Below are 20,903 nucleotides of genomic sequence, written 5' to 3'. Positions count from 1 at the left end.
TCAATATAGGTCGTGCTGAAATTTCTGCCGATCTTTCGGGACCAGCCAGTTATACGCGTTCCCTTCAGCAAAGCTGCTCAATATCTCGATTTCGCTGCTATGCAATACTGCCTCCGCAGGATCGGCCGCATAGACCCCCAAGGGCTTTACGTTTTTCCCGAACTGCTCTCTCGCGAAATATAGGGTCGCACCCTTCTCACACGCCTTCCCGTGGGCAGCATTCTTAAGACCTCGGAGGTCCAGAGTGGACACCACCTTGAGGCCGTTCGGTTTGTACGCAAAGTCGGCAACTATCTCTTTTTCTTCGGAGATGACGAACCTCGGGATAACCTTTCCGTCTTCGATACGACTATTCTTATCACCTAGAAGGCCACCCCTCCTGAGCATTAAAGATATCTCGGAATTAATCTTCTGCTGTTTTTCCCGACGAGAGAGCGATGGCTTGTCTACAAAGAAGTTCAACAGCTTTTTTATGGCTGCCTCGTATTCATCAGTCGTATTGGCAATCAGCTCCCCCGGCCGTCCAATCTGAAAGACCTCGCTGTAAGAGGCCAGCGACCCCAATGCCGTTTCCAGCGGCACGCCCCGGCTTTCTTGCTTTGCCAACACGTTCGCGTAGGCACTCGCAACGTCGTCCCATTTATGACCAGTAAGATGCTGCAGCTTGCGCATCTCTGGCAGGCGCACGTCCAAACCGTTCGGCCCGGCGACCACTATCCCGACATTCACCTGCTCACCACGCACACTGCTTGGGCAAGCGCGAATAAGGGAAAATTTATAAGAGTGCGCCATTCTGAATACCGGCCTTTATTTCGTTCACGCGAGTTAGAACTGCGCCTGAATTCCACCAGTTCAATATAGCATCTGTGTCCGCCCGTGTCAACCAATTGTTTGGATGAGCAGCGATTATATCAGAAACTCTTGGTTGCTGTATTGATGCTATATTATCCAATACTTCGGTCATTGCGCCAACATTTATGTAATTTCCAAAATTCGCTTTTAGATATTCTCTAACCTTAACTGTGTTGGTCGCAGGGTCGGTCACCAGCCCAACTAACGGGAATGGTTTGTTGAGCCACGATCGAGAGTAATCAAAAGAGTATATCTTAGACCTGCCGTTTTCATTTACAACGAAGTAGTTATTCAGATGGCGGTCGTCGTTATTGATAAATAAGTCAAGTGCATAAATGCGCGATATGTCTTCCGATAAATGCGTAAAATCTATGGTTCCGTTTGCCGCAAGGGTCCACCAATCCTTGACTTGGCCGGTCTTCCAGCTAGAGCCAAACCAAAAATTGCCGTCCGTGTGCTCGACCACGCTGAAGTCAACTTGGGGGACACCTACCGATCGCGCAAGCGACGAGCAAAACCATTCAATGTGAGGCAGAGCTGGGTACTTATCGTTCTTTTTGATGACGAACCCGCCGTCATCACCGCAAAAGCAAATTTCGTTTGCGTCTTGGCTTTTGAGGTCAGCCACGCCACAGGCCATAGCTTTGACTGGCACCGCTTGTGGGTAGACTATTACCGCCGGATTTTTCGCCATTTAATGGACGCCGCCTGCTTCGTAATTTCTTGGCGGCGCTCAAGCGACAAACAGTCGGCCTCTGCGTTGCCCCCCTTAAGTCCTCCAGACTTTGTCAACGAGGTCATTGGACTTTTCGAGAGAACGTTATCACTTGCAGCGCAAGTAGCAATATCTGCGATCAATTTGTCGAGTTAATTGAGATCGCGCGTGCGCGAGGGCGTAGTCATGGTTTGGCTCCAAACTGCTTTTCTAGGCGCTCGCGGTCAGCCTTTAGCTCATCAGGCGCTTCCCATTCTGTGGACCAAGTTCGGTGTTCACGATCGGACCATCCCGATGCTTGCTCTACGCGGAGAACACGCGTCAGGACTCGATCGGCAGGTGCGTCGTCAGATGTCACCCATCCATTCGGCGTCAGATGATAAGTGACGGTATATCGATCATAGGCCATCGGATAGATATAGTCGCTGCCGTGGTGACGCGAAAGGCACCGTGAAAGCGGACCAAAATTTCAAACCGAACTACTGTCGACTGCAGGATCGGTTGACAACCCTTTGCTCAGTCCTCGTCTCGCCAGATCACCCGGCGAACCATGCGGATTTCGACAAGACGCCTAACACGAATTTTCAAACGCTCGGCTGCGCTAGGCAGGATGATGCTGGCGTCAAGCTCGCGACCTTTGCAGCGCTCACACCGCATGTGCCGTTCCACGTCCCAAAAAGGTATATCACCGACCAGCTTTGCGAGGTCGCCAGGGAGATAGTGTCGAGTAATGTTGCAGTGCCGGCATCGGATACTAATTAGCTGCCCGACCTCGTGCGCCAGGCACAGGGTTTGCACATTTCGGCGCGGTCGGGTGCTCAGTTCGGGCATAAGACAAGGTAGGAATATGTTCCTTGTCGAGTCAATTCATACCTAATTCCATCTTCCTTTTTCACCGCCGGCGGTTGGACGCAAAGGCAGACCAACCGCCGTGGTGAACTTGACCTAAGGCCTGCTACGCCCCGTAGCCGATGATGCCCTTGACCTCGAGGAAGTCGTGGATCGCCCAGTCGGCGTATTCGCGGCCGCAGCTGTCTGGCCACCTTGCGGACCTGCTCGATGTCGCCGGACTGCACATAGGCGGCGAGACCATAGAACGGTGTCGTTGGCGATCTTCACCGCGTCTTCGTCACCCTTGTAGGAGATGACCGACAGCACCGGCCCAAAGATCTCTTCCTTCTCGATGGTCATGCCCGGGGGTGACGTGACCGAAGACAGTCGGGCGCACATAATAGCCGCGGTTGAGATGCTCCGGCCGGCCGGGGTCACCGGTGACGAGCGTCGCGCCTTCCTTGATGCCGGCCCCGATCAGCCGCTGAATCTTGGGGCGGATCAGCTTGGCAGCATAGGGCAGTTGGCGCCACGGCGCAGACTGATATGCGCCACATCGCCGACGCTGAATTGAAAACCTTCGGCCTGGCGCGGGGCGTCGATCACCACCGGCAATCCCTGGCCGAGTTCGGCATGCAGGCGCAGCGTGCGGCCGTGGAAGACGATGCTGTTGACGCGCGCCGGCGCCGTGCCGGCAGCGGCATCGGTGGTGGCCAGCAGATCCTCGGGACGGACGCCGATGGTGCGTTCGGCGCCCTCGGCGGGTGTATCGCCGGTCTCGGATGTTGCTTCCAGGGAGAGCCCGCCGGCGGCGAAGCGCAGGCGGTCGCCATCGCGGCCGAGGAAGCGCGACTGCAACAGGTTCATCGTGCCGATGAAGCTCGCCACAAATTTCGTCGCCGGCCGGTCGTAGAGCGTGGCCGGCGGCGCGATCTGCTCGATGCGGCCCTTGTTCATGACGACGATGCGGTCGGAGATCGACAGCGCTTCGGTCTGGTCGTGGGTGACCATGACGAAGGTGGTGCCGAGGCGCGACTGCAGCCGTTTCAGCTCGACCTGCATCTGTTCGCGCAGATGCGCGTCGAGCGCCGACAGCGGCTCGTCGAGCAACAGCACGCGCGGCTCGCAGACAATGGCGCGGGCGAGCGCGACCCGCTGGCGCTGGCCGCCCGACAGTTCGGAGACGCGGGCGCCGAGCTTGTCGGCGAGGCCGACCATGTCGAGCGCTTCACGGACGCGCTTGGCCTGTTCGCTGCCGGACAGTTTGCGCAATGACAGGCCGAAGCCGACATTTTCGGCGACGTTCATATGCGGGAACAGCGCATAGTCCTGGAACACGGTGTTGACCGGACGGTCGAAGGGCCGGAGCGCGGTGATGTCGCGGCCGTCGAGCAGAACCTTGCCGCTGGACGGACTCTCGAAGCCGGCGATGACACGCAGGCTGGTGGTCTTGCCACAGCCCGACGGTCCGAGCAGCGTGATGAACTCGCCGCTGATGATGTCGAGATCGACGGCATCGAGCCCGACAATGCCGCCGGGAAACACCTTCGAGACCTTGTCCAAACGTACCAGAGCATCAAGCGCCATCGCGAACCTCGGACGGCTTGGTGGTGTTAACCCAGAGGATCTGGCAGCGCTCGGTGCCGGGATTGCGGAAGGCGTGCAGAAGCGTGCTCTTGAAGGCAAAGGAGTCGCCGCTCTTCAGCACATATTTTGTCGAATCCACCACCAGCTCGGCCTCGCCCGACAGGACGTAGCCGAACTCGTGGCCGATATGCGCATAGGCTTCCGCTGTGCCACCATCGGCCTCTACTGTCACCAGGAGCCCGGTCAGCGTCGCGCCCGGCGGCGACAGCAGCGCCTTGGCAATGCCTTCCGACTTGACCGGGAGCTGCCGCCTTTTGTCGGCACGCACGCAATAGAGATCGTTGCCGGCATCCTTGCCGTCCGTGATCAGCGCCGAGGGCTCGATGTCGAGTGCGGCAGCGAGCGGCCATATCACCTTGACGCGCAAAGAGGACAGGCCGCGCTCGATCTGGCTCAGCGCCCCGATCGACACGCCGGCCTTGGCCGCAAGCTCGGCTAGCGACAGATTGCGCTCCAGCCGCAGCGCCCGCACACGGCGGCCGACGCGGATGTCGGCATCTTTGGGCTTCTCGGTTGTCTCGTCAAGCATGTCCATGCGTGGGTCCTTGTTGCAGTCTTACGGGCGCGGCGAGATGGGCCGGCTTCAAGAAATTAATCGCAATTTACCGGCCGTCGGCGCCGCCCCTCATTGTCCTGCCGGACATTTCTCCCCGTATAGTGACGGGGAGAAACGGGCGGCTTCAGTCCAGGTGCCGCTTCCTGCAACGCTGGAGATTGGCGAACCGATCGATGACAGCGCCCCTCTCCCCGTCACTATACGGGGAGAGGATGCTGTCAGGCAGGTGAGGGGCAGCCCAAACGTCGACAATTGAATGCTCAACCGCCCGCCTTCACCTTCTCGAACATCTTCGCCACGTCGTCATTCTGCTTCATCGGGCCGGTGAAGATGGTCGACTTCAGCATCACTTCCGGATCCGCCGGCAATTGCAGCTTGTCCAGTTCGTCCTTCGCCACGCCGGCGAAGGCGGTGCTCAGCGAGCTGCCATAGCCGTAGGACTGGATCAGGTACTTACCCGAGTCGGCGTCGAGCCGGCTGTTGATGAAGTCGTAGGCGAGGTCGACATTCTTGGCGTCCTTCAGCATGACGAAGCCGCAGGCCCAGGTCAGCATGCCTTCCCTAGGCTTCATGAACTCGACCGGCACACCTTGCTTCTTCAGCGAAGTGGCCGACGCGTTCCAGGTCATGGCGGCGACCAGCTGGCCGCTGGCAAGCGCCTGTTCGACCGAGGTCATGTCGGTGGTGTAGCTGGACAGCAGCGGGCGCTGCTCTCGCAGTTTTTCCGCCACCTTGTCCATTTGCTCAGGCGTCATGTCGAACGGATTGACGCCGGCGAGCAGCGCGGCAACGATCGGCGTGTCATGTACGGCATCGATGGTCGCCATGCGGCCGGCATACTGCTTGTCCCACAGAAGGTTCCAGCTTGCTTCCGGGTTCTTGACCAGATCGGTGCGGTAAAGGATCGAGGTGTTGCCCCAGTCCCACGGCACCATCCAGACCTTGCCGTCGCCGGCCTGGATGTCGGGCAGGTTCTTGAACACCGGGAAAATCGAATCCCAGTTCTTGATGCGCTTGGTGTCGATCGGCTGCAGCAGACCTTCCTTGTTCCAGCGCGCCACCTTGTCGTAGCAGGGATGCGCGATGTCCGGCCGGAAGCCGGCCTTGACCTTGGTGAAGGCATCGTCGTCGTCGCCGAAGATCGAGGCTTCGACGCCGTCCGGATGCGCGGCGAGGAAGCTCTTGTTGAAGTCGGGCAGTTCGTAGCCCGACCAGGTGAAATATTGCAGCTTGTCGGCGGCGAAGGCGACGGTCGACGACAGGACGATTGCAAGGGCGGCAAGCCCGGTACGAGCTGCCTTTCCGGTGATCGATTTCAGGCCAGATGTCAGGTCGAATGCCATTTCAGTTCTCCTCTCTTGTTTTGTTGTCATCAGGATGGTTTCGCGCTGAGCCCGCGATGGCGCAGCAATTCGGCTGTGCCGGCAATGATGAAGGACGCCGCCAGGATCGCTGTCCCCAGCGCCATGACGGTCGGCAGCGAACGCGGGAAGCGCAACTGGCTCCAGATGTAGAGCGGCAGCGTCGGCTCGGTGCCGGCGAGGAAGAAGACGACGATGAACTCGTCGAAGGAAATCAGAAACGCCAGCATGAAGGCCGAAATGATCGCTGGCAGGGAGAGCGGCAGCATCACCCGCCGGAACGTGGTCCAGTCGGACGCGCCGAGATCGAGCGCTGCCTCGCGAATGGTTTTCGGGATGGCGGCAAAGCGGCTGCGCATGATCACCACCGTCGTCGGCAGCGCCACCAGTATATGGCCGAGAACGATGGCGATGCGCGACGGGCCGAGGCCGATGAGGTTGACGAGGATGAGCAGCGATATGCCGACGATGACGCCGGGGATCAGGATCGGCAGCCTAGAGATGGCGCTGATGGTGGCAGCCAGCGGCGAGCGGCCATAGAGGTCCATGTAGGAGACGGTGATGCCGCAGAGCGTGGCGCCGGCGGCGGCCACGACGCCGATGACGAGGCTGTTCAAAAGCGCGCCGGACAGCGCCGGATTGCCATAGAGCGTGGCATACCATTCGAGCGTGAAGCCCTGCAGCGGAAACGCTGCCTGGATCGAGTTGTTGAAGGAAAACAGCGGGATCAAAAGGACCGGCAGGTAGAGAAAGACGAGATAGGCGATGACATAGACGCCAAGCCAGCGACCGCCTTCCGTGCGCGCCGCGCTCATGTGCGGCTGCCGAATTTGCGGTCGGCGCCGCGCGCGACCAGCACCACGCAAAGGATGACCAGCATCACGCAGACCGAGAGTGCAGCGCCGAACGGCCAGTCATTGGCCTTGCCGAACTGAGACTGGATCAGCGTGCCGATCATGGTGCTGGCCGGGCCGCCGACCATGGCCGGCGTGACATAGTCGCCGACCGTCGGCACGAAGACGACGAGAGCCGCCGCCAGCACGCCCGGCATGGAATTGGGCAAGACAACGCGGCGGAAGGTAGTGAAGGGTCTGGCGCCAAGATCGGACGCGGCTTCGAGCAGCGATTTCGGAATGGTGTCGAGTGCCACATAGATCGGCAGGATGGCAAAGGGCGCGTAGGCGTGCGCCAAGGTGACGACGACCGCAGCGGGCGTGTTGAGGAAGGCCAGCGTCGGTTCCGACCAGATGCCGCTTTCGATCAGCGCCGAGTTCAACACGCCGTTGTAGGCCAGCACGATCTTCCAGGCGAAGACGCGGAGGAGATAGCTGGTCCAGAACGGCAGGGTCACCAGGAACAGCAGCAGTCCACGCCTGCGGCCGGCATGGAACGCGAGATAGTAGGCGACGGGATAGGCGGTGACGACAGTTGCCAGCGTCACCAGGCCGGCAATCACCAGCGAGCGCAGCGTCACCGTCCAGTACAGCGGATCGGAGATCACGGTGATGAAATTGCTCGCCGTGAACCCGACGCCGAGCAGCGAACCGTCATTGCCGCGCAAGGCGAGGAACAGCACCAGGCCGAGGGCAAACAGGATCAGGAAGAAGGTGACCAGTCCGCCCGGCAGCAACATGGCAAAGCGGAAGCCTCGGGACGACCCGGACCCTGCTGGCGCTTCAGACGCAACGATGCTCGACATCGGACTGCTCAATGGAAATATGAAATCGACTTAACTTTTTTCATATTCCTGAAACTGTCAAGCTGAATCCGCGGAGCCTGAACGGCCGGCGCACAATCAGCGCTCGAAGGCGTCCAGCATCCGGTACCAGGCAATGGTCGCTGCCACGCCGACCTGCCGGAAGGCATGAAACGGGATCGGCCGGATCGGCGACAGCGGGAACGGCAATTGTGCCGCATCACCGTTCGCCAGGTAGCCCGCCATGCGTTTTCCCAGCGCGCTCATCAGGCCGACGCCCCTGCCCTGGCAACCGACCACGGCGAGCAAGCCTTTTTCAGGTTCGTGGATGTGCGGCAGATGATCCGGCGTCATCGCCACGCGGCCGAACCAGCGCCTCTCGATCGGGGTATCGGCCAATGCCGGATAGAGCCTCACAAGTGCACGCTGCAGATGCGCCCAGTCCGCTTCGCTGGAGGGCAGCGCCATGCGGCCGCGCCCACCAAGCACCAGCCGGCCGTTGGCTGTCCTGCGATAGTAGACGAGGATGCGCCTGGAGTCGGACACCGCTTGCCCTTCCGGCAAGATCGCCGCTGCAAGGTTGGATGACAGTGGCGCGGTCGCGATCTGGAAGGAATGCAACGGCACGATCGTCTCGGCGAGACCAGGCAGCAGTCCATCGGAATAGGCATTGGTCGCCAGGACAACCGCCTTGGCCCGCACTTCGGCGCCGTTTGCGCTCGAAACACGCCAAACGCCGGCGTCCCTGGTCAGCTTCACCACCTTCTGCCGTTCGGCAATGCTGGCGCCGGCCGCGGCAGCTATGCGCGCCAGTTCCAGCGTATAAGCGAGCGGATCGATGATGCCGGCGCGGCGGTCGAGCCAGCCGCCGAGATAGCCTTGCGCGCCGGTCATCGCAGCGATCTCGCTTTGGCTGAGAAGCCGGACATCGGCGCCACGTGCCCGCCATTGGCGATCCCGGTTCGCTGCCGCTGTCAAAGCGGTTTCGGTGTGCGCAGCCTGGATCCAGCCATTGCGCGTGAACGGTACCGCCAGTTTTTCGTCACGGATGACATTGAACACCGTATCTGCCGTCGAGGCGGCGAAATCGACCAATGCCTGGCCACGCTCGGGGCCGAAATGCTCCAGCAGCCATTCGGGATCATATTTCAGTCCGGGAATGACCTGGCCGCCATTGAGGCCCGAGGCGCCCTGGCCGATCTCGCCGGCATCCAGCACCTGAACGCCGAGACCAAGCCGGGCGGCATGCAAGGCCGTCGACAGGCCCATGAAGCCGCCGCCGACGATGACGACATCCACCAGCATGCCATCCGGGACGAGCGACTGAAAGGTGGATGCGGTCTGCGGCTTTTGCCAGATCGGGACGGAAAACGGCGTGGGCAAGGCTTCACCTGGAGTATGGCGTAAAATGAAAATCCTAGTGCTAGTTTCATTTTTTTGAAAGAGATGGCTTCATGTCAGCACTGACAATTGGCTGCGCCACGGGATAGACCTTTGGCGTGAATCCAGTGAAAGTGCCGCGCCCTTCAGGCCAGCTCCCATTCGCGATCATTCAAAGGACCGTAAGCCATGACGAACCCAACGCAGCTTCCCGCCGACGGGCTCTTTATCGGCCGCGCCAAAGCGAGCGATGCCGCGCATCCGCTGGTGGTCACGGTGCGCGACGGCACTGTCTTCGACATCACCTCAAGCGCCGCGCCAACCGTGCGCGATATCTGCGAGATGACCGATCCGGCGGGATATGTGCGCTCCGCCAAGGGCAAGCCGATCGGCGCTCTCGAGGCGATTGCCGCCAACAGCTTTCAGGCCACACGCGATCCGGCGCAGCCATATCTCCTTGCGCCCGTCGACCTGCAGGCGGTGAAGGCGTCGGGCGTCACCTTCGTGGTCAGCCTGCTCGAGCGCGTCATCGAGGAGCAGGCGCGCGGCTCGGCCGAAAAGGCCGACGCCATCCGCGCCGACATTGCCGGGCTGATCGGCCATGATCTGTCAAAGCTGAAGCCCGGTTCGCCCGAAGCGATGGAGATCAAGGCGAAGCTGATCCAGCGCGGCGCCTGGTCGCAATATCTGGAAGTCGGCATCGGGCCCGATGCCGAGATCTTCACCAAGTGCCAGCCGATGGCGTCCGTGGGCTTTGGCGCCGATGTCGGCCTGCATCCGGTGTCGACCTGGAACAACCCCGAGCCGGAGATCGCAATGATCGCGGCGAGCACCGGCAGGATCGTTGGCGCCACCATCGGCAACGACGTCAATCTCAGGGATGTCGAGGGACGCTCGGCGCTGCTGCTCGGCAAGGCCAAGGACAACAATGCCTCAGCTTCGCTCGGCCCGTTCATCCGGCTGTTCGACGACACCTTCGCCATCGACGACGTGAAGCAGGCCATTGTGCGGCTGAAAGTCGAGGGCGAGGACGGGTTCTCGCTGGAGGGCGCGAGTTCGATGGCCGAGATCAGCCGTTCGCCGGAAGAGCTGGTCGCGGCCGCGATGGGGCCACACCACCAATATCCCGACGGGCTGGCGCTTTATCTCGGCACCATGTTCGTGCCGTCGAAGGACCGCGGCGAAAAGGGCAAGGGCTTCACCCACAAGGTCGGCGACATCGTCACCATTTCGTCGGAGAAATTCGGCGCGCTGGTCAATCGCGTGCTTCTGTCGCCCGATTGCCCGCACTGGACCTACGGCGCCAGCCATCTCATGCGCGACCTCGCCAAAGCCGATCTGATTTAATTTCACGACCGTCTGGACGAACGGACTGCCAGCAAACGTTCCTGTCCGGGATCCGAAAGCCGTTTGTTGGCGAAATCCCGGTGACTGTTTTCGGAATTCGCTCCAAGATCGGGGCACGGTCTGAGGGGGCCGAATCGCATGCTGGCGCTCGCGCTCGACCGCCTGGTCAAGCTGCTGCGCAACCGCCGGGCCGAGCGCATTCCGGAAAATATGCACGCCTTAGTTCCGGCACCGCCTGCCTGCTCGGAAATATCTGTATCTCTTGATTTGACGCAATTCCCAAGGGAAAGCGCTGCGCGCTTTTCCCGGGAAAACCGTTTCATACTTTTCCTGGAATTGCTCGAACTGATGCGATCTGATGGGATCGCTGATGGCGTGTTGCACCGCGTCACCATCCATTGGGCGGATGGAGGCTTGCCATCGGCCGCAAAAGAAGATGCTCTGTGCATCCGGGTCGGCGCTGGCAGGAGGAAATGATCGGGCATGGCCCGGATCATCGCCGGACGTGGAGGTCGTTTTTCAACATGGGAGGAAAGCAAATGCTGACGAGGCTACGATTACTCGTGCTTGGCTTGATTGTGGCGCTGGCCATTCCGGCGGCGGCACAGGCCAAGACGTTCTACTGGATTTCGCATGGCGGCCCGGCCGACCCGGTCTGGACCTACTTCCTGGCCGGTGCAAAGCAATGGGCGAAGGACACCGGCAACACCGTTAACACCTCGTTCCACAATGGCGATGTTGCCTCGCAGCAGGAGGCCGTGCGCGCCGCGATCTCGGCCAAGGCCGACGGCATCGTCACCACCAGCCCCGATCCGGGCAGCCTTGTCGAGATCGTCAAGGAAGCACGGACGGCGAAAATCCCGATCATCAATTTCAACACGCCCGATCCGAAGGCGAACTTCAATGCCTATGTCGGTGGCGACAACGTCACCTTCGGCAAGCATTGGGCGCAGTATCTGGTCGACAAGGGCCTGGTGAAGAAGGGCGACTTCGTCTGGATGCCGGTTGAAGTCCCGGGCGCCACCTATGGCGTTCAGGAAGAAGAAGGCATCAAGAGCGTCTTCGAACCGCTCGGGATCACCTATGAAATCACCGAGGCGACGCTCGACCAGGCCGAAGTGATCAACCGCATGGTCGATTACCTCACCGCCAACAAGGCCAAGGTCAAGGCGATCATCGGCCTCGGCGACCTGGTCACCGGCTCGATCAAGCGGGTGTTCGACCAGGCCGGTATCAAGCCGGGCGAAATCCCGGTCGTCGGCTGGGGCAACTCGCTCGACACCACGCAGGAAGTGCTGACCGGCTACGTCAATGCCGGCCAATGGCAGGACCCGCAGGCGACCAGCTATGTCGCACTGTCGCTCGCCAACATGGCAGCGTCGGGCATTCCTCCGGGCTTCAACGTCATCACCGGCGCGCTCTACGAAAAGGACACCGCGCAGGTCTACGACGACATCCTGTCCGGCAAATAACCTGGGTGCCTAACAGTCGCGGCCGCATCGGCGGTCGCGACCGTCCTTTCGCCGAACTGTTCGCAGTATGTGCGAGGTTCAGCCCTTCCCTTCCTGTCACGGGTCATCAGTGGAAAACCGTTCGCTCCCCCAACGCCTGATCGCGAGGCCGGAATTCGGCCCCCTGGTGCTGCTCATCATCGAACTCGCCGTGTTCTGGAGCATCAACCATGACTTCCTGTCGCCGCAGAACATCTCCAACATCCTCGCCTTCACGGTCGAACTCGGGCTGATCGCGCTGGCGATGACGCTGCTGATGACATCGGGCGAATTCGACCTGTCGGTCGGCTCGCTGTTCGGCTTCTCGCCGGTGCTGATGTGGACACTGTTCAACAGCGGCGTCACCTCGCTGGAGATGGGCCTCGTCGTCGCTCTGGTCGTCGCCGCCTTCATCGGCCTGGTCAATGGCTGGTTCGTCACTCAGCTCAAGATCCCGTCCTTCCTGGTAACGCTCGGCATGCTGCTGGTGGTGCGCGGCACGGCGCTGTTCGTCACCGACGGCTTTCCGCAACGCACCTGGAGCGCGGAAGGCAGCTGGCTTGCCGAAGCGCTGGTCGGCGATTTCTTCATCGGGCCGTTCCGCATCTACATGTCGCTGTTCTGGTTCATCGCGGCGGCCGCAATACTCGGCTACGTGCTGACGCAGAGCCGCACCGGCAACTGGATCCAGGCCTCGGGCGGGAACCCTAATGCCGCCCGCGCCCGCGGCGTCAACGTCAACGGCGTCAAGATCGGCCTGTTCATCCTGTCCTCGCTGATGGCGTCGCTGGCCGGTGTCATCTCCTCGCTGCGCACATCGGCCGCCAACCCCAACAGCGGCACCGGCTATGAGCTCGAAGTAATCGCCATGGTGGTGATCGGCGGCACGGCGCTGACCGGCGGACGCGGCACCATCATCGGCACCGTGCTCGGCATCCTGATCCTGCGCGTCATGCGCAACGGCATCGTGCTGATCGGCGTGCCCGGCCTTGCCTACAACATCTTCATCGGCGCGATCATCCTCGGCATGATGGCGCTGCATTCATGGCTGGAACGCCGGCATCAGGCAGGGACGTGAACCATGGCTGAACCGCTCATCCGCATGACCAACATCAAAAAGTCCTACGGGCGCGTGCAGGCACTCGAGGACGCCAATTTCCACGTCAACGAAAGGGAGATTGTCGGCCTGCTCGGCGACAATGGCGCGGGGAAGTCGACGCTGATCAAGGTGCTGTCGGGTGCCGTGCCGCTGACCAGCGGCGATATCTTCATCCGCGGCAAGAAGGTCAATCTGCGCTCGACCAGCGACGCCATCGCGCAGGGCATCGAGACGATCTACCAGGACTCGGCGCTGGTGACGCAACTGTCGATCGCCCGAAACTTGTTCCTCGGCCGCGAGCCCATCAAGCCACCGCGCTTCTTGAACCGCATGGATCAGGAGGCGATGAACGTGGTCGCCCGCGATCTGCTGAAGCAGGTCGGCATCTCCAAGAACATCCCGCCGACCACGCCGATCGGCTCGCTGTCGGGCGGCGAGCGGCAGGCGGTCGCCATCGCCCGCGCCATGCATTTCGACAGCGACCTGATCATACTCGACGAGCCGACTAACAATCTCGGCGTCGCCGAGACGCAAGGCGTGCTGAGCTTCGTGCGCAACGCGCGCGATTCCGGGCATTCCTGCATATTCATCGCCCACAACATCCACCACGTCTTCCAGGTGGTCGACCGTATCGTCGTCATGCGCCGGGGCAAGGTGGTGGCCGACGACATCGACCCGAAGAAGACCACGGTCGCCGAGGTGGAGCGTATCATCACCGGCATGTCGGATAAGGAAATCCGCGACGCCATCGTCGAAGGCAAGCCATCGCACGGCTGAACCGTCTTCGCGCCGTCTGGCACGGAAACGCATCCGCTCTAACTCGTTGTGGAGCATGATCTTTTCCGAAAACCGGTTCCCACTTTTCGGGATCATGCTCTATGACTATGACCATGAAAGCCACCGTTTCGGACATAGCCAGAAGCTGCGGCCTGTCGACCGCGACCGTCGACCGAGTGCTGAACAACCGCGCCGGCGCAAGTGCGGCCAACCGACAACGGGTGATGGAGGCGGCCAAGCAGCTCGGCTATCTGCCGGTGGTCGACCAGGTGACGCTGCCGTCGCGGCCGGCGCATCTGGAATTCTTCCTGCCGCTCGGCGCCAACGGCTTCATGATCGACCTTGCCGGCCACATCGAGGACTATGCGGCGCGGCTGCCGCTGGTCGCCTCCTGCCGCATCCATAACCTTGCAGGCATCTCGCCCAACGCGCTCCAGGCGGCGATCGAAAATATCTCGCTGAAGGTGAACGGCGTCGGCGTCATCGCCGTCGACCATCCGCGCACGCGCAACATATTGCGCGATGTGGTCGAGGCCGGCATCCGCCTCGTCACGCTGGTCTCCGACGTTCCGGCGGCTCCGCGCTCGGCCTATGTCGGCATCGACAACCGGGTCGCCGGGCGTACCGCGGCGCTGCTGATGGGGCGCTTCCTCAACGGCCATAAGGGCCATCTGGCGATGGTGGTCGGCTCGCGCTCCTATCGCGGGCATGAGGAGCGCGAAATGGGCTTCCGCTCGGTGCTGTCGGAAGAGTTTCCCAATTTGACCGTCACCAGCGCCGTCGAGATCAATGACGAGCCGGAGGGCAGCTATGCCGCCACGATGCAGGCGCTGCACAACGAGCCGGACCTGCTCGGCATCTATTGCGTCGGCGCCGGACGCTCGGGCGTGGCGCGCGCCCTGCTTGAAGTCAGACCAAAGAAGAAGCCGGTGTTCATCTGCCACGACCTGACCAGGGAAACGCGCGGCTATCTCGTCGACGATCTCGCCGATGTCGTCATCGACCAGAATGCGCGGCTGATCGCGGAGCAATCGGTGATCCGCCTGCTCGGCTCGATCGCGTCTTCCGCGCCCTATCTGACAAAGAAGTTCATCGAGCCGCGGCTGATCTTCAAGGAAAACGTGCCGGTGCAGTGAATTTTGCGCCGTGGCGGCTTGTCTATTTGTCCGACAAGTCGGGGTAGCTGCCGCAAATCTGCACAGCAGCTATGCATCTTTTATGGTTGCCGAATCATTAAGCAACTCGTAGGTATTGGTGGTCGGCCATCTACTCCTCCCAGATGCGATGCCGGCGTTGAGTGCGGCGCACCTCCTCCCGCGCCGTATTCGAAATCAAGCCCGCTGCCACCTCCTCCCGGCAGCGGGCTTTTTCTTTTTTGCATGGATTCCAAGAGGATGGCCAAGGCCTCGCTAGCCGGGCCGGATGGCAAGCCTCCTCACCCGGATTGCCAACCGAATTGCGAAGGGCAATTCGGGACAATCCGACCTCTCCCCGAGGGGAGAGGAGGTGATTGGCGCCGACGCTTCCTCTTTTCCCCAGCGGGAGCGGGGCGCGGTCCGCGTAGCGGACGAAAAGCCAATTGCTTGGCTTTTCGAGCAACGAACGCCCGAAGGGCGGTGGCCGCGAAGCGGCCGGATGAGGGGGTTCTTAGTCCAAGCTCAGTGCGCTGGAGCTCAACGCGCCCTGAAAGAGCTGATCAGGCCTTCCGCCATGCGCACGAACTGCGTGCTGGGGCCCTGGCAGCCCATGGTCTGCACGCTGACACGCGCGCCTTCGAACAGCAGCGACAGCGTATCGGCGAGAAGCTCGGCCTGACCGATGCCAGCATCGCGGCACAGCGCAACGAGGCGATCGCGCTGGGCGCTCTTGAGCTCCTTGATCACGCTCCTCGCCGGATGGTTCGGCTCGGTCAGTTCGACGGCGGCGTTGGCCATGTCGCAGCCACGACCGTCGGCGGCGAGCATGTCGGCGACCTTGCGGACCCAGGCATGCAATTGCGCCAGCTTGTCGCCGGGGTGCTCCGCCTCGAACTCATCCCATATCGCGGCGCCCTTGGCCGCAGAAGCGCGAAGGCACTGGATGATGAGTTCGTCCTTGGACTCGAAATGACGGTAGAGCGTCATCTTGTTGGTGCCGGCGGCTTCCGTAATGGCGTCGACGCCGACGCCCTTGATGCCATGTTTGTGAAACATGTCTTGCGCCGTCTCCAGGATTCGATCTCGGGGACGCACGCGATCCGTAATGCCGTCTGCCATCGCAGTCTCCTTGTCTCCCTAAATTTTCGGCCCACCTCTTGACTAGGGTGTTACCGGTCTGTAACTATCAGAATGTTACTTACTGGTAACACCTATGTAGCCTTCCGTCAATAACAAGGCCGTGAACTGGTCCTGCCAGATCACAAAGGGCGAAAATTGCGGTTCATGCGGCTCCGGCCGGTGAAGAGATGAAAACCGGTTCGCGATCATCCGATGCGAATCGCTGGAATGGAGACGCTCCAATGTCGCAGCGCAAGGATTTGACCATCGATGAAGCCATCCGGGATCCGATGATCCGGCTGGTGATGAAGGCCGACCGCGTCAACCCGCGCGCCTTCGAGGCGATGCTGAGGACAGTGGCCGATGAGCAGGGCCTCAGCGGCGCCGCGCCGTCTTCGTATTTTTTGCAGGACCCGGGTTCGGCGCGCAGCCGGCGGCTGTCCCGGTCCGCCCATTCATTTAAAGAGGCATGCGTGTCGTGGTAAACTTTTTCATCCATCGTCCGATCTTCGCCTCGGCGATCGCCATCATCATGGTGCTCGCCGGGACGATTTGTTATTTCCTTTTGCCGGTCTCGCAGTTTCCCGACATCACGCCGCCGCAGGTGGTGGTCAGCGCCCACTATCCGGGCGCCAGCGCGCAAGTGGTCGCCGATACGGTGACGACGCCGCTGGAGCAGCAGATCAACGGCGTCGAAGGCATGACCTACATGTCGTCGTCGAGCTCCAATGACGGCTCCTCGACCATCACTATCACCTTCGATGTCGGCTATCCGCTGAGCACCGCGGCCGTCGACGTGCAGAACCGCGTCTCGCAGGCCGCCTCGTCGCTGCCGGCGATCGTCAACCAGGGCGGCGTGACGATCAAGAAACAGAATCCGAATTTCGTCCTCATCGTCAACCTAACCTCGCCCGACAAATCGGTCGACCCGGTGGCGCTGAGCAACCTGGCCTATCTGCAGGTTGTCGATCCGCTCAAGCGCCTGCCCGGCGTCGGCGATGTGCAAATCTTCGGCGAACGGCGCTATTCGATGCGCGTCTGGCTCGATCCCGACAAACTCGCCAATCTCGGCATCACCGCGGTCGACGTCCAGAACGCTATTTCGGAACAGAACGTCCAGGTGGCAGCCGGCAAGATCGGCCAGTCGCCGGCGCCCGCCGGCACCGCCTTCGAAATGCAGGTCAACGCCGTCGGACGCCTGAGCGACCCCAAGGAATTCGGCGACATCGTCGTGCGCGCCAATACGGACACCGGTTCGCTGGTGCGGCTGCGCGACGTCGCCCGCATCGAACTTGGCGCGCTGCAATATTCGTCGTCGGCCTTCTTCGGCAAGGACCCGACCGTGGTGCTCGCCGTCTACCAGATGCCGGGTTCCAACGCGCTCGATCTGCAGCAGCGCGTCAAGGACAAGATGCAGGAGCTGTCGGCGCGTTTCCCCAAGGGCGTCTCCTACGCCATGCATTACGACACGACGCGCTTCGTGTCGGCCTCGATGCATGACGTGCTGATCACGCTCGGCGAAGCCCTGGTGCTGGTCGTGGCCGTTGTCTTCATCTTCCTGCAAAGCTGGCGCACGACGATCATCCCGACCATCGCCATTCCGGTGTCGCTGGTGGCGACGATGGTCGTCATGGAGATGATGGGCTTCTCGCTCAACATGCTCTCTCTGCTCGGCATGGTGCTGGCCATCGGCCTTGTCGTCGACGACGCCATCGTGGTGGTGGAAAATGTCGAGCGACAATTGGAAGCCGGATTGAAACCGCTGGCAGCGACCAAGGCCGCGATGGCCGAAGTCACCGGACCGATCATCGCCACCACCGCGGTGCTGATGGCTGTCTTCGTGCCCGTCGCCTTCATTCCCGGCGTCTCCGGCAAACTCTATAACCAGTTCGCACTGACGGTGGCGATTTCTGTCGGCATCTCAGCCTTCAACTCGCTGACGCTCAGCCCGGCGCTGAGTGCCGCCTTCCTGCGCCATCGCGGCGAGACGCAGTTCGCGCCGTTCCGCTGGTTCAACACGGGCTTCGACAAGCTCTCGCATGCCTACGCTCACGGTGTGCGCATCCTCATCCGGCTGCGCTGGATCATGCTCGGCCTGTTCGCGGCCGGACTGGTCGCCACCTACTTTGTCTGGCAGAAGCTGCCTTCGACCTTCCTTCCGGTCGAGGACCAGGGCTACTTCTTCGTCGTCATCCAGCTGCCCGACGGCGCTTCGCTGGAGCGCACCGACGCGGTGGCGCAGAAGGCGCGCGACATATTGCAAGCGACGCCTGGCGTCGACATTGTCGGCTCGATCAGTGGCCTGAACTTCCTCACCAGTGCAGCGCAGTCGAACTCGGCAGTCGAGTTCGCCATCCTGAAGCCCTGGGAGGAGCGCGGCCCCGACCAGAGTGCGTCGAAGCTGGTCGCCGACGTGCGCGGCAAGCTGATGCAGATTCCGGAAGCCTTCGCGCTGTCTTTCGATCCGCCTTCGATCCCGGGTATCGGCACCACGGGCGGCTTCGAATTCGTCGTCGAAGACCTTACCGGCCGTGGTAGCATGGCCCTCAACGACGCGACGCAAGCCGTGATCGCCGAGGCGCGCAAGCAGCCGGAAATCAATCCGCAACAGCTGTTCTCGCCGTTCTCGACCTCGACGCCGCAGTTCAACTACGACCTCGACCGCAGCAAGGCCAAACTGCTCGGCCTCAATCTGCCCGATGTCTTCAACACGTTGCAGATCTATCTCGGCTCGCTCTACGTCAACGACTTCAACCTGTTCGGCCGCACCTTCCGGGTGACCATCCAGGCCGACAAGGATGCGCGTGCGGGTGCGGCCGACATTTCGCGGCTCTATGTGCGCAATGCATCCGGCGGCATGGTGCCGCTCTCGACACTGGGCAAGCTGGTGCCGTTCGTCGGCCCGGAAACCGTGCCGCACTACAACAACAACGCCTCGGCCACGATCAATGGCGGCGCAGCCCCCGGCTTCTCGTCGGGCCAGGCGGTCGCCGCGATGGAGCGGGCCGCGGCCACAGCGCTGCCCAGGGATTTCGGTTTCGAATGGACCGGCATCACCTTCCAGGAGCTCAAGGCGGGATCGATCGCGTCGGTCGTCTTCGGCCTCGCCATCGTCTTCGTCTTCCTGATCCTGGCGATGCAGTATGAGAGCTGGGCGATGCCGTTCATGGTGCTGCTGGCGGTGCCACTGGCCCTGTTCGGCGCCTTCGCAGCCCTGTTCCTGCGCGGCATGCAGATCGACGTCTACTCACAGATCGGCTTCGTCATGCTGATTGGCCTGGCGGCCAAGAACGCGATCCTGATCGTCGAGTTCGCAAGGCGGCGGCGCGAAGATGGCCTGAGCATCGTCGACGCGGCGATGGAAGCCGCGCGGCTCAGGCTGCGGCCGATCCTGATGACGGCCTTCGCCTTCATCCTCGGCGTGCTGCCGCTGATGTTTGCGACGGGTGCTGGTGCAGCAAGCCGGCAGTCGATCGGCACCACCGTCTTCGGCGGCATGGTCGCCGCGACCATCCTGTCGCTGGTGTTCGTGCCGGTCTTCTACGCAGTCATCGAACGGCTGCGCGAAGGCCGCGAGCGCAGCGAACCCGCCGCACATGACCAGGACCACAGTGACCAGGACAACAATGAACCGACTGCCGACCCAGCGCTCGTGCGACTGGCCGAAGCGGCCGAATAGAATTGGAGACCAAAATGCGTAAATGGAAAATAGCTTTGGGAACGGCCGTCGCCCTGGGGGCGATCTCGGTGGCAAGCGTTCATTTCCTCGACATGGCCAATCTCAGCCTCAATGCCGGCACGGCGGCAGCGACGCCGGCGCCAGCGGCATTCGTCATGCCGGTGCCGGTTGCGAGCGTGGTCAAGAAGACCATCCCGATCTATCTCGACTACGCCGCCCGCATCGAGGCGATCCACAGCGTCACGCTGCAGGCCCGCGTGCCCGGCTATCTCGAGGAGCAGACGGCTGAAGACGGCGCCGATGTGCGTCAGGGCGACCTGCTCTACAAGATCTCGCCCGACGACTTCCAGGCGGCTCTCGACCAGGCCAAGGCCGCAGTGCAGCGCGACCAGGCGAGCCTCGACTATGCGCGCTCCAATCTCGGCCGCGGTTCAGAACTCGCCAAGAGCGGTTATCTGGCCAAGGACGGGTTCGACCAGCGCACCAGCACGTTGCGCCAGGCCGAGGCGTCGCTTGCCGTCAACCAGGCGGCGGTGCGGACCGCCGAGCTCAATTTGAGCTACGCCGAAATCCACGCCCCGTTCGCCGGCCGCGTCGGCCGCAACCAGGCATCCGTCGGCACGCTGGTCAGCGTTGCCGGCACGGTGTTGAACACGCTGGTGCAGCTCGACCCGATCTACGTCACCTTCAATCCGAGCGAGACGGACCTGGCCGAAATCGAGCAGGCCCGCGCGGCCGGCCCGATCGAGGTCGAGGTGCTGCTGCCGGGCGAGACCGAGGCCAGCCAGAAAGGCGAACTCACCTTCATCGACAACACGGTCGACCACTCGACCGGCACGATCACGGCGCGCGCCACCATCGGCAATGCGAAGTTCTCGCTGCTGCCGGGCCAGTATGTCCGCGTGCGGCTGCACATCAGGCAGCAGCCCGATGCACTGATGGTGCCGCAGGTGGCGCTGGGTTCGAGCCAGCTCGGCAAATATGTCTATGTCGTCGGCAAGGGCAACACGGTCGACCAGCGCATCGTCACGCTTGGCGCGAACAGCGGCGATCTGGTGGCCGTGCTGACCGGCGTTGCCGAAGGCGACCAGGTGATAACGGGCAATCTGCAGAAGATCGGACCAGGAATGCCGATCTCGCCATTGCCTCAGGAAAAACCGGCCAGCTGATAACCCCCATCAGCCCCGGTTCTGTGGCGCCCTCGGCACCCACGCCGAG

The 20,903-nt window shown here is 61.8% G+C and carries 18 protein-coding genes and 1 pseudogene; 9 read left to right on the top strand and 10 right to left on the bottom strand.

Features of this window, described 5'->3' with window-relative positions; genetic code table 11:
• The 9 genes and pseudogenes from AC1D1L_RS14520 to AC1D1L_RS14480 form a co-directional block, all read right to left on the bottom strand.
• Entirely contained in the window at positions 1-792 is a 792-nt protein-coding gene (locus tag AC1D1L_RS14520) for a hypothetical protein (protein WP_477342261.1), read from the bottom strand.
• Positions 776-1,546 (bottom strand): hypothetical protein, encoded by a 771-nt coding sequence (locus AC1D1L_RS14515; RefSeq protein WP_477342259.1) that lies wholly within the window; start codon positions 1,544-1,546, stop codon positions 776-778. Before AC1D1L_RS14515 ends, AC1D1L_RS14520 begins: the two co-directional genes overlap by 17 nt.
• 976 nt (positions 1,547-2,522) lie before the next feature.
• Positions 2,523-2,918, bottom strand: a pseudogene (locus tag AC1D1L_RS14510) (aldehyde dehydrogenase family protein); the annotation flags it as partial.
• A complete protein-coding gene (locus tag AC1D1L_RS14505) occupies positions 2,900-3,985 on the bottom strand; it encodes an ABC transporter ATP-binding protein (protein WP_477342257.1) in 1,086 nt (361 codons plus the stop codon). The gene AC1D1L_RS14505 and the pseudogene AC1D1L_RS14510, both read right to left, overlap by 19 nt.
• A complete protein-coding gene (locus AC1D1L_RS14500) occupies positions 3,975-4,580 on the bottom strand; it encodes a helix-turn-helix domain-containing protein (RefSeq protein WP_477342255.1) in 606 nt (201 codons plus the stop codon). Before AC1D1L_RS14500 ends, AC1D1L_RS14505 begins: the two co-directional genes overlap by 11 nt.
• A 281-nt stretch (positions 4,581-4,861) precedes the next feature.
• On the bottom strand, positions 4,862-5,944 hold the full coding sequence (locus tag AC1D1L_RS14495) for an ABC transporter substrate-binding protein (RefSeq protein ID WP_477342253.1): 1,083 nt from the start codon (positions 5,942-5,944) through the stop codon (positions 4,862-4,864).
• A 29-nt stretch (positions 5,945-5,973) separates the two neighbouring features.
• On the bottom strand, positions 5,974-6,777 hold the full coding sequence (locus AC1D1L_RS14490; RefSeq protein ID WP_477342251.1) for an ABC transporter permease: 804 nt from the start codon (positions 6,775-6,777) through the stop codon (positions 5,974-5,976).
• The gene (locus tag AC1D1L_RS14485; RefSeq protein WP_477342249.1) at positions 6,774-7,661 is read right to left on the bottom strand and encodes an ABC transporter permease; all 888 of its coding nucleotides are present in this window, start codon (positions 7,659-7,661) and stop codon (positions 6,774-6,776) included. The genes AC1D1L_RS14490 and AC1D1L_RS14485 overlap by 4 nt, the downstream gene beginning before the upstream one ends.
• A 96-nt stretch (positions 7,662-7,757) precedes the next feature.
• The gene (locus AC1D1L_RS14480; RefSeq protein ID WP_477342247.1) at positions 7,758-9,041 is read right to left on the bottom strand and encodes an NAD(P)/FAD-dependent oxidoreductase; all 1,284 of its coding nucleotides are present in this window, start codon (positions 9,039-9,041) and stop codon (positions 7,758-7,760) included.
• Between the two features lie 186 nt (positions 9,042-9,227).
• Here AC1D1L_RS14480 and AC1D1L_RS14475 point away from each other — a divergent pair, with 186 nt between their 5' ends.
• The 6 genes from AC1D1L_RS14475 to AC1D1L_RS14450 all read left to right on the top strand — a co-directional run bounded on the left by AC1D1L_RS14475 (position 9,228) and on the right by AC1D1L_RS14450 (position 14,887).
• A complete protein-coding gene (locus AC1D1L_RS14475) occupies positions 9,228-10,385 on the top strand; it encodes a fumarylacetoacetate hydrolase family protein (RefSeq protein WP_477342245.1) in 1,158 nt (385 codons plus the stop codon).
• Between the two features lie 138 nt (positions 10,386-10,523).
• On the top strand, positions 10,524-10,862 hold the full coding sequence (locus AC1D1L_RS14470) for a hypothetical protein (protein WP_477342243.1): 339 nt from the start codon (positions 10,524-10,526) through the stop codon (positions 10,860-10,862).
• Positions 10,863-10,924: 62 nt separating this feature from the next.
• Positions 10,925-11,857 (top strand): sugar ABC transporter substrate-binding protein, encoded by a 933-nt coding sequence (locus tag AC1D1L_RS14465; RefSeq protein ID WP_477342241.1) that lies wholly within the window; start codon positions 10,925-10,927, stop codon positions 11,855-11,857.
• Positions 11,858-11,966: 109 nt separating this feature from the next.
• Entirely contained in the window at positions 11,967-12,953 is a 987-nt protein-coding gene (locus AC1D1L_RS14460) for an ABC transporter permease (protein ID WP_112565677.1), read from the top strand.
• 3 nt (positions 12,954-12,956) lie between these two features.
• The gene (locus AC1D1L_RS14455) at positions 12,957-13,751 is read left to right on the top strand and encodes an ATP-binding cassette domain-containing protein (RefSeq protein ID WP_112565680.1); all 795 of its coding nucleotides are present in this window, start codon (positions 12,957-12,959) and stop codon (positions 13,749-13,751) included.
• 113 nt (positions 13,752-13,864) lie between these two features.
• Positions 13,865-14,887 carry a LacI family DNA-binding transcriptional regulator gene (locus AC1D1L_RS14450; RefSeq protein WP_477342238.1) on the top strand — a complete coding sequence of 341 codons (1,023 nt, stop codon included), beginning with the start codon at positions 13,865-13,867 and terminating at the stop codon, positions 14,885-14,887.
• Between the two features lie 537 nt (positions 14,888-15,424).
• Here the strand turns inward: AC1D1L_RS14450 and AC1D1L_RS14445 are convergent.
• A complete protein-coding gene (locus AC1D1L_RS14445; RefSeq protein ID WP_436258799.1) occupies positions 15,425-16,006 on the bottom strand; it encodes a TetR/AcrR family transcriptional regulator in 582 nt (193 codons plus the stop codon).
• Positions 16,007-16,248: 242 nt separating this feature from the next.
• Here AC1D1L_RS14445 and AC1D1L_RS14440 point away from each other — a divergent pair, with 242 nt between their 5' ends.
• The 3 genes from AC1D1L_RS14440 to AC1D1L_RS14430 are packed head-to-tail and all read left to right on the top strand — an operon-like array spanning position 16,249 to position 20,854.
• A complete protein-coding gene (locus AC1D1L_RS14440; protein WP_192256158.1) occupies positions 16,249-16,491 on the top strand; it encodes a hypothetical protein in 243 nt (80 codons plus the stop codon).
• Positions 16,485-19,685, top strand: coding sequence for an efflux RND transporter permease subunit (locus AC1D1L_RS14435; protein WP_477342236.1), 3,201 nt, complete (start codon positions 16,485-16,487; stop codon positions 19,683-19,685). Before AC1D1L_RS14440 ends, AC1D1L_RS14435 begins: the two co-directional genes overlap by 7 nt.
• A 14-nt stretch (positions 19,686-19,699) precedes the next feature.
• Positions 19,700-20,854 carry an efflux RND transporter periplasmic adaptor subunit gene (locus AC1D1L_RS14430; RefSeq protein ID WP_112565692.1) on the top strand — a complete coding sequence of 385 codons (1,155 nt, stop codon included), beginning with the start codon at positions 19,700-19,702 and terminating at the stop codon, positions 20,852-20,854.
• The last annotated feature ends 49 nt before the right edge of the window (positions 20,855-20,903 follow it).

The sequence above is a fragment of the Mesorhizobium sp. P2_D6 genome (assembly GCF_056404315.1).
Note: the sequence above shows the minus strand (reverse complement) of the source record. Positions and strands in the feature narration are given on the sequence as shown.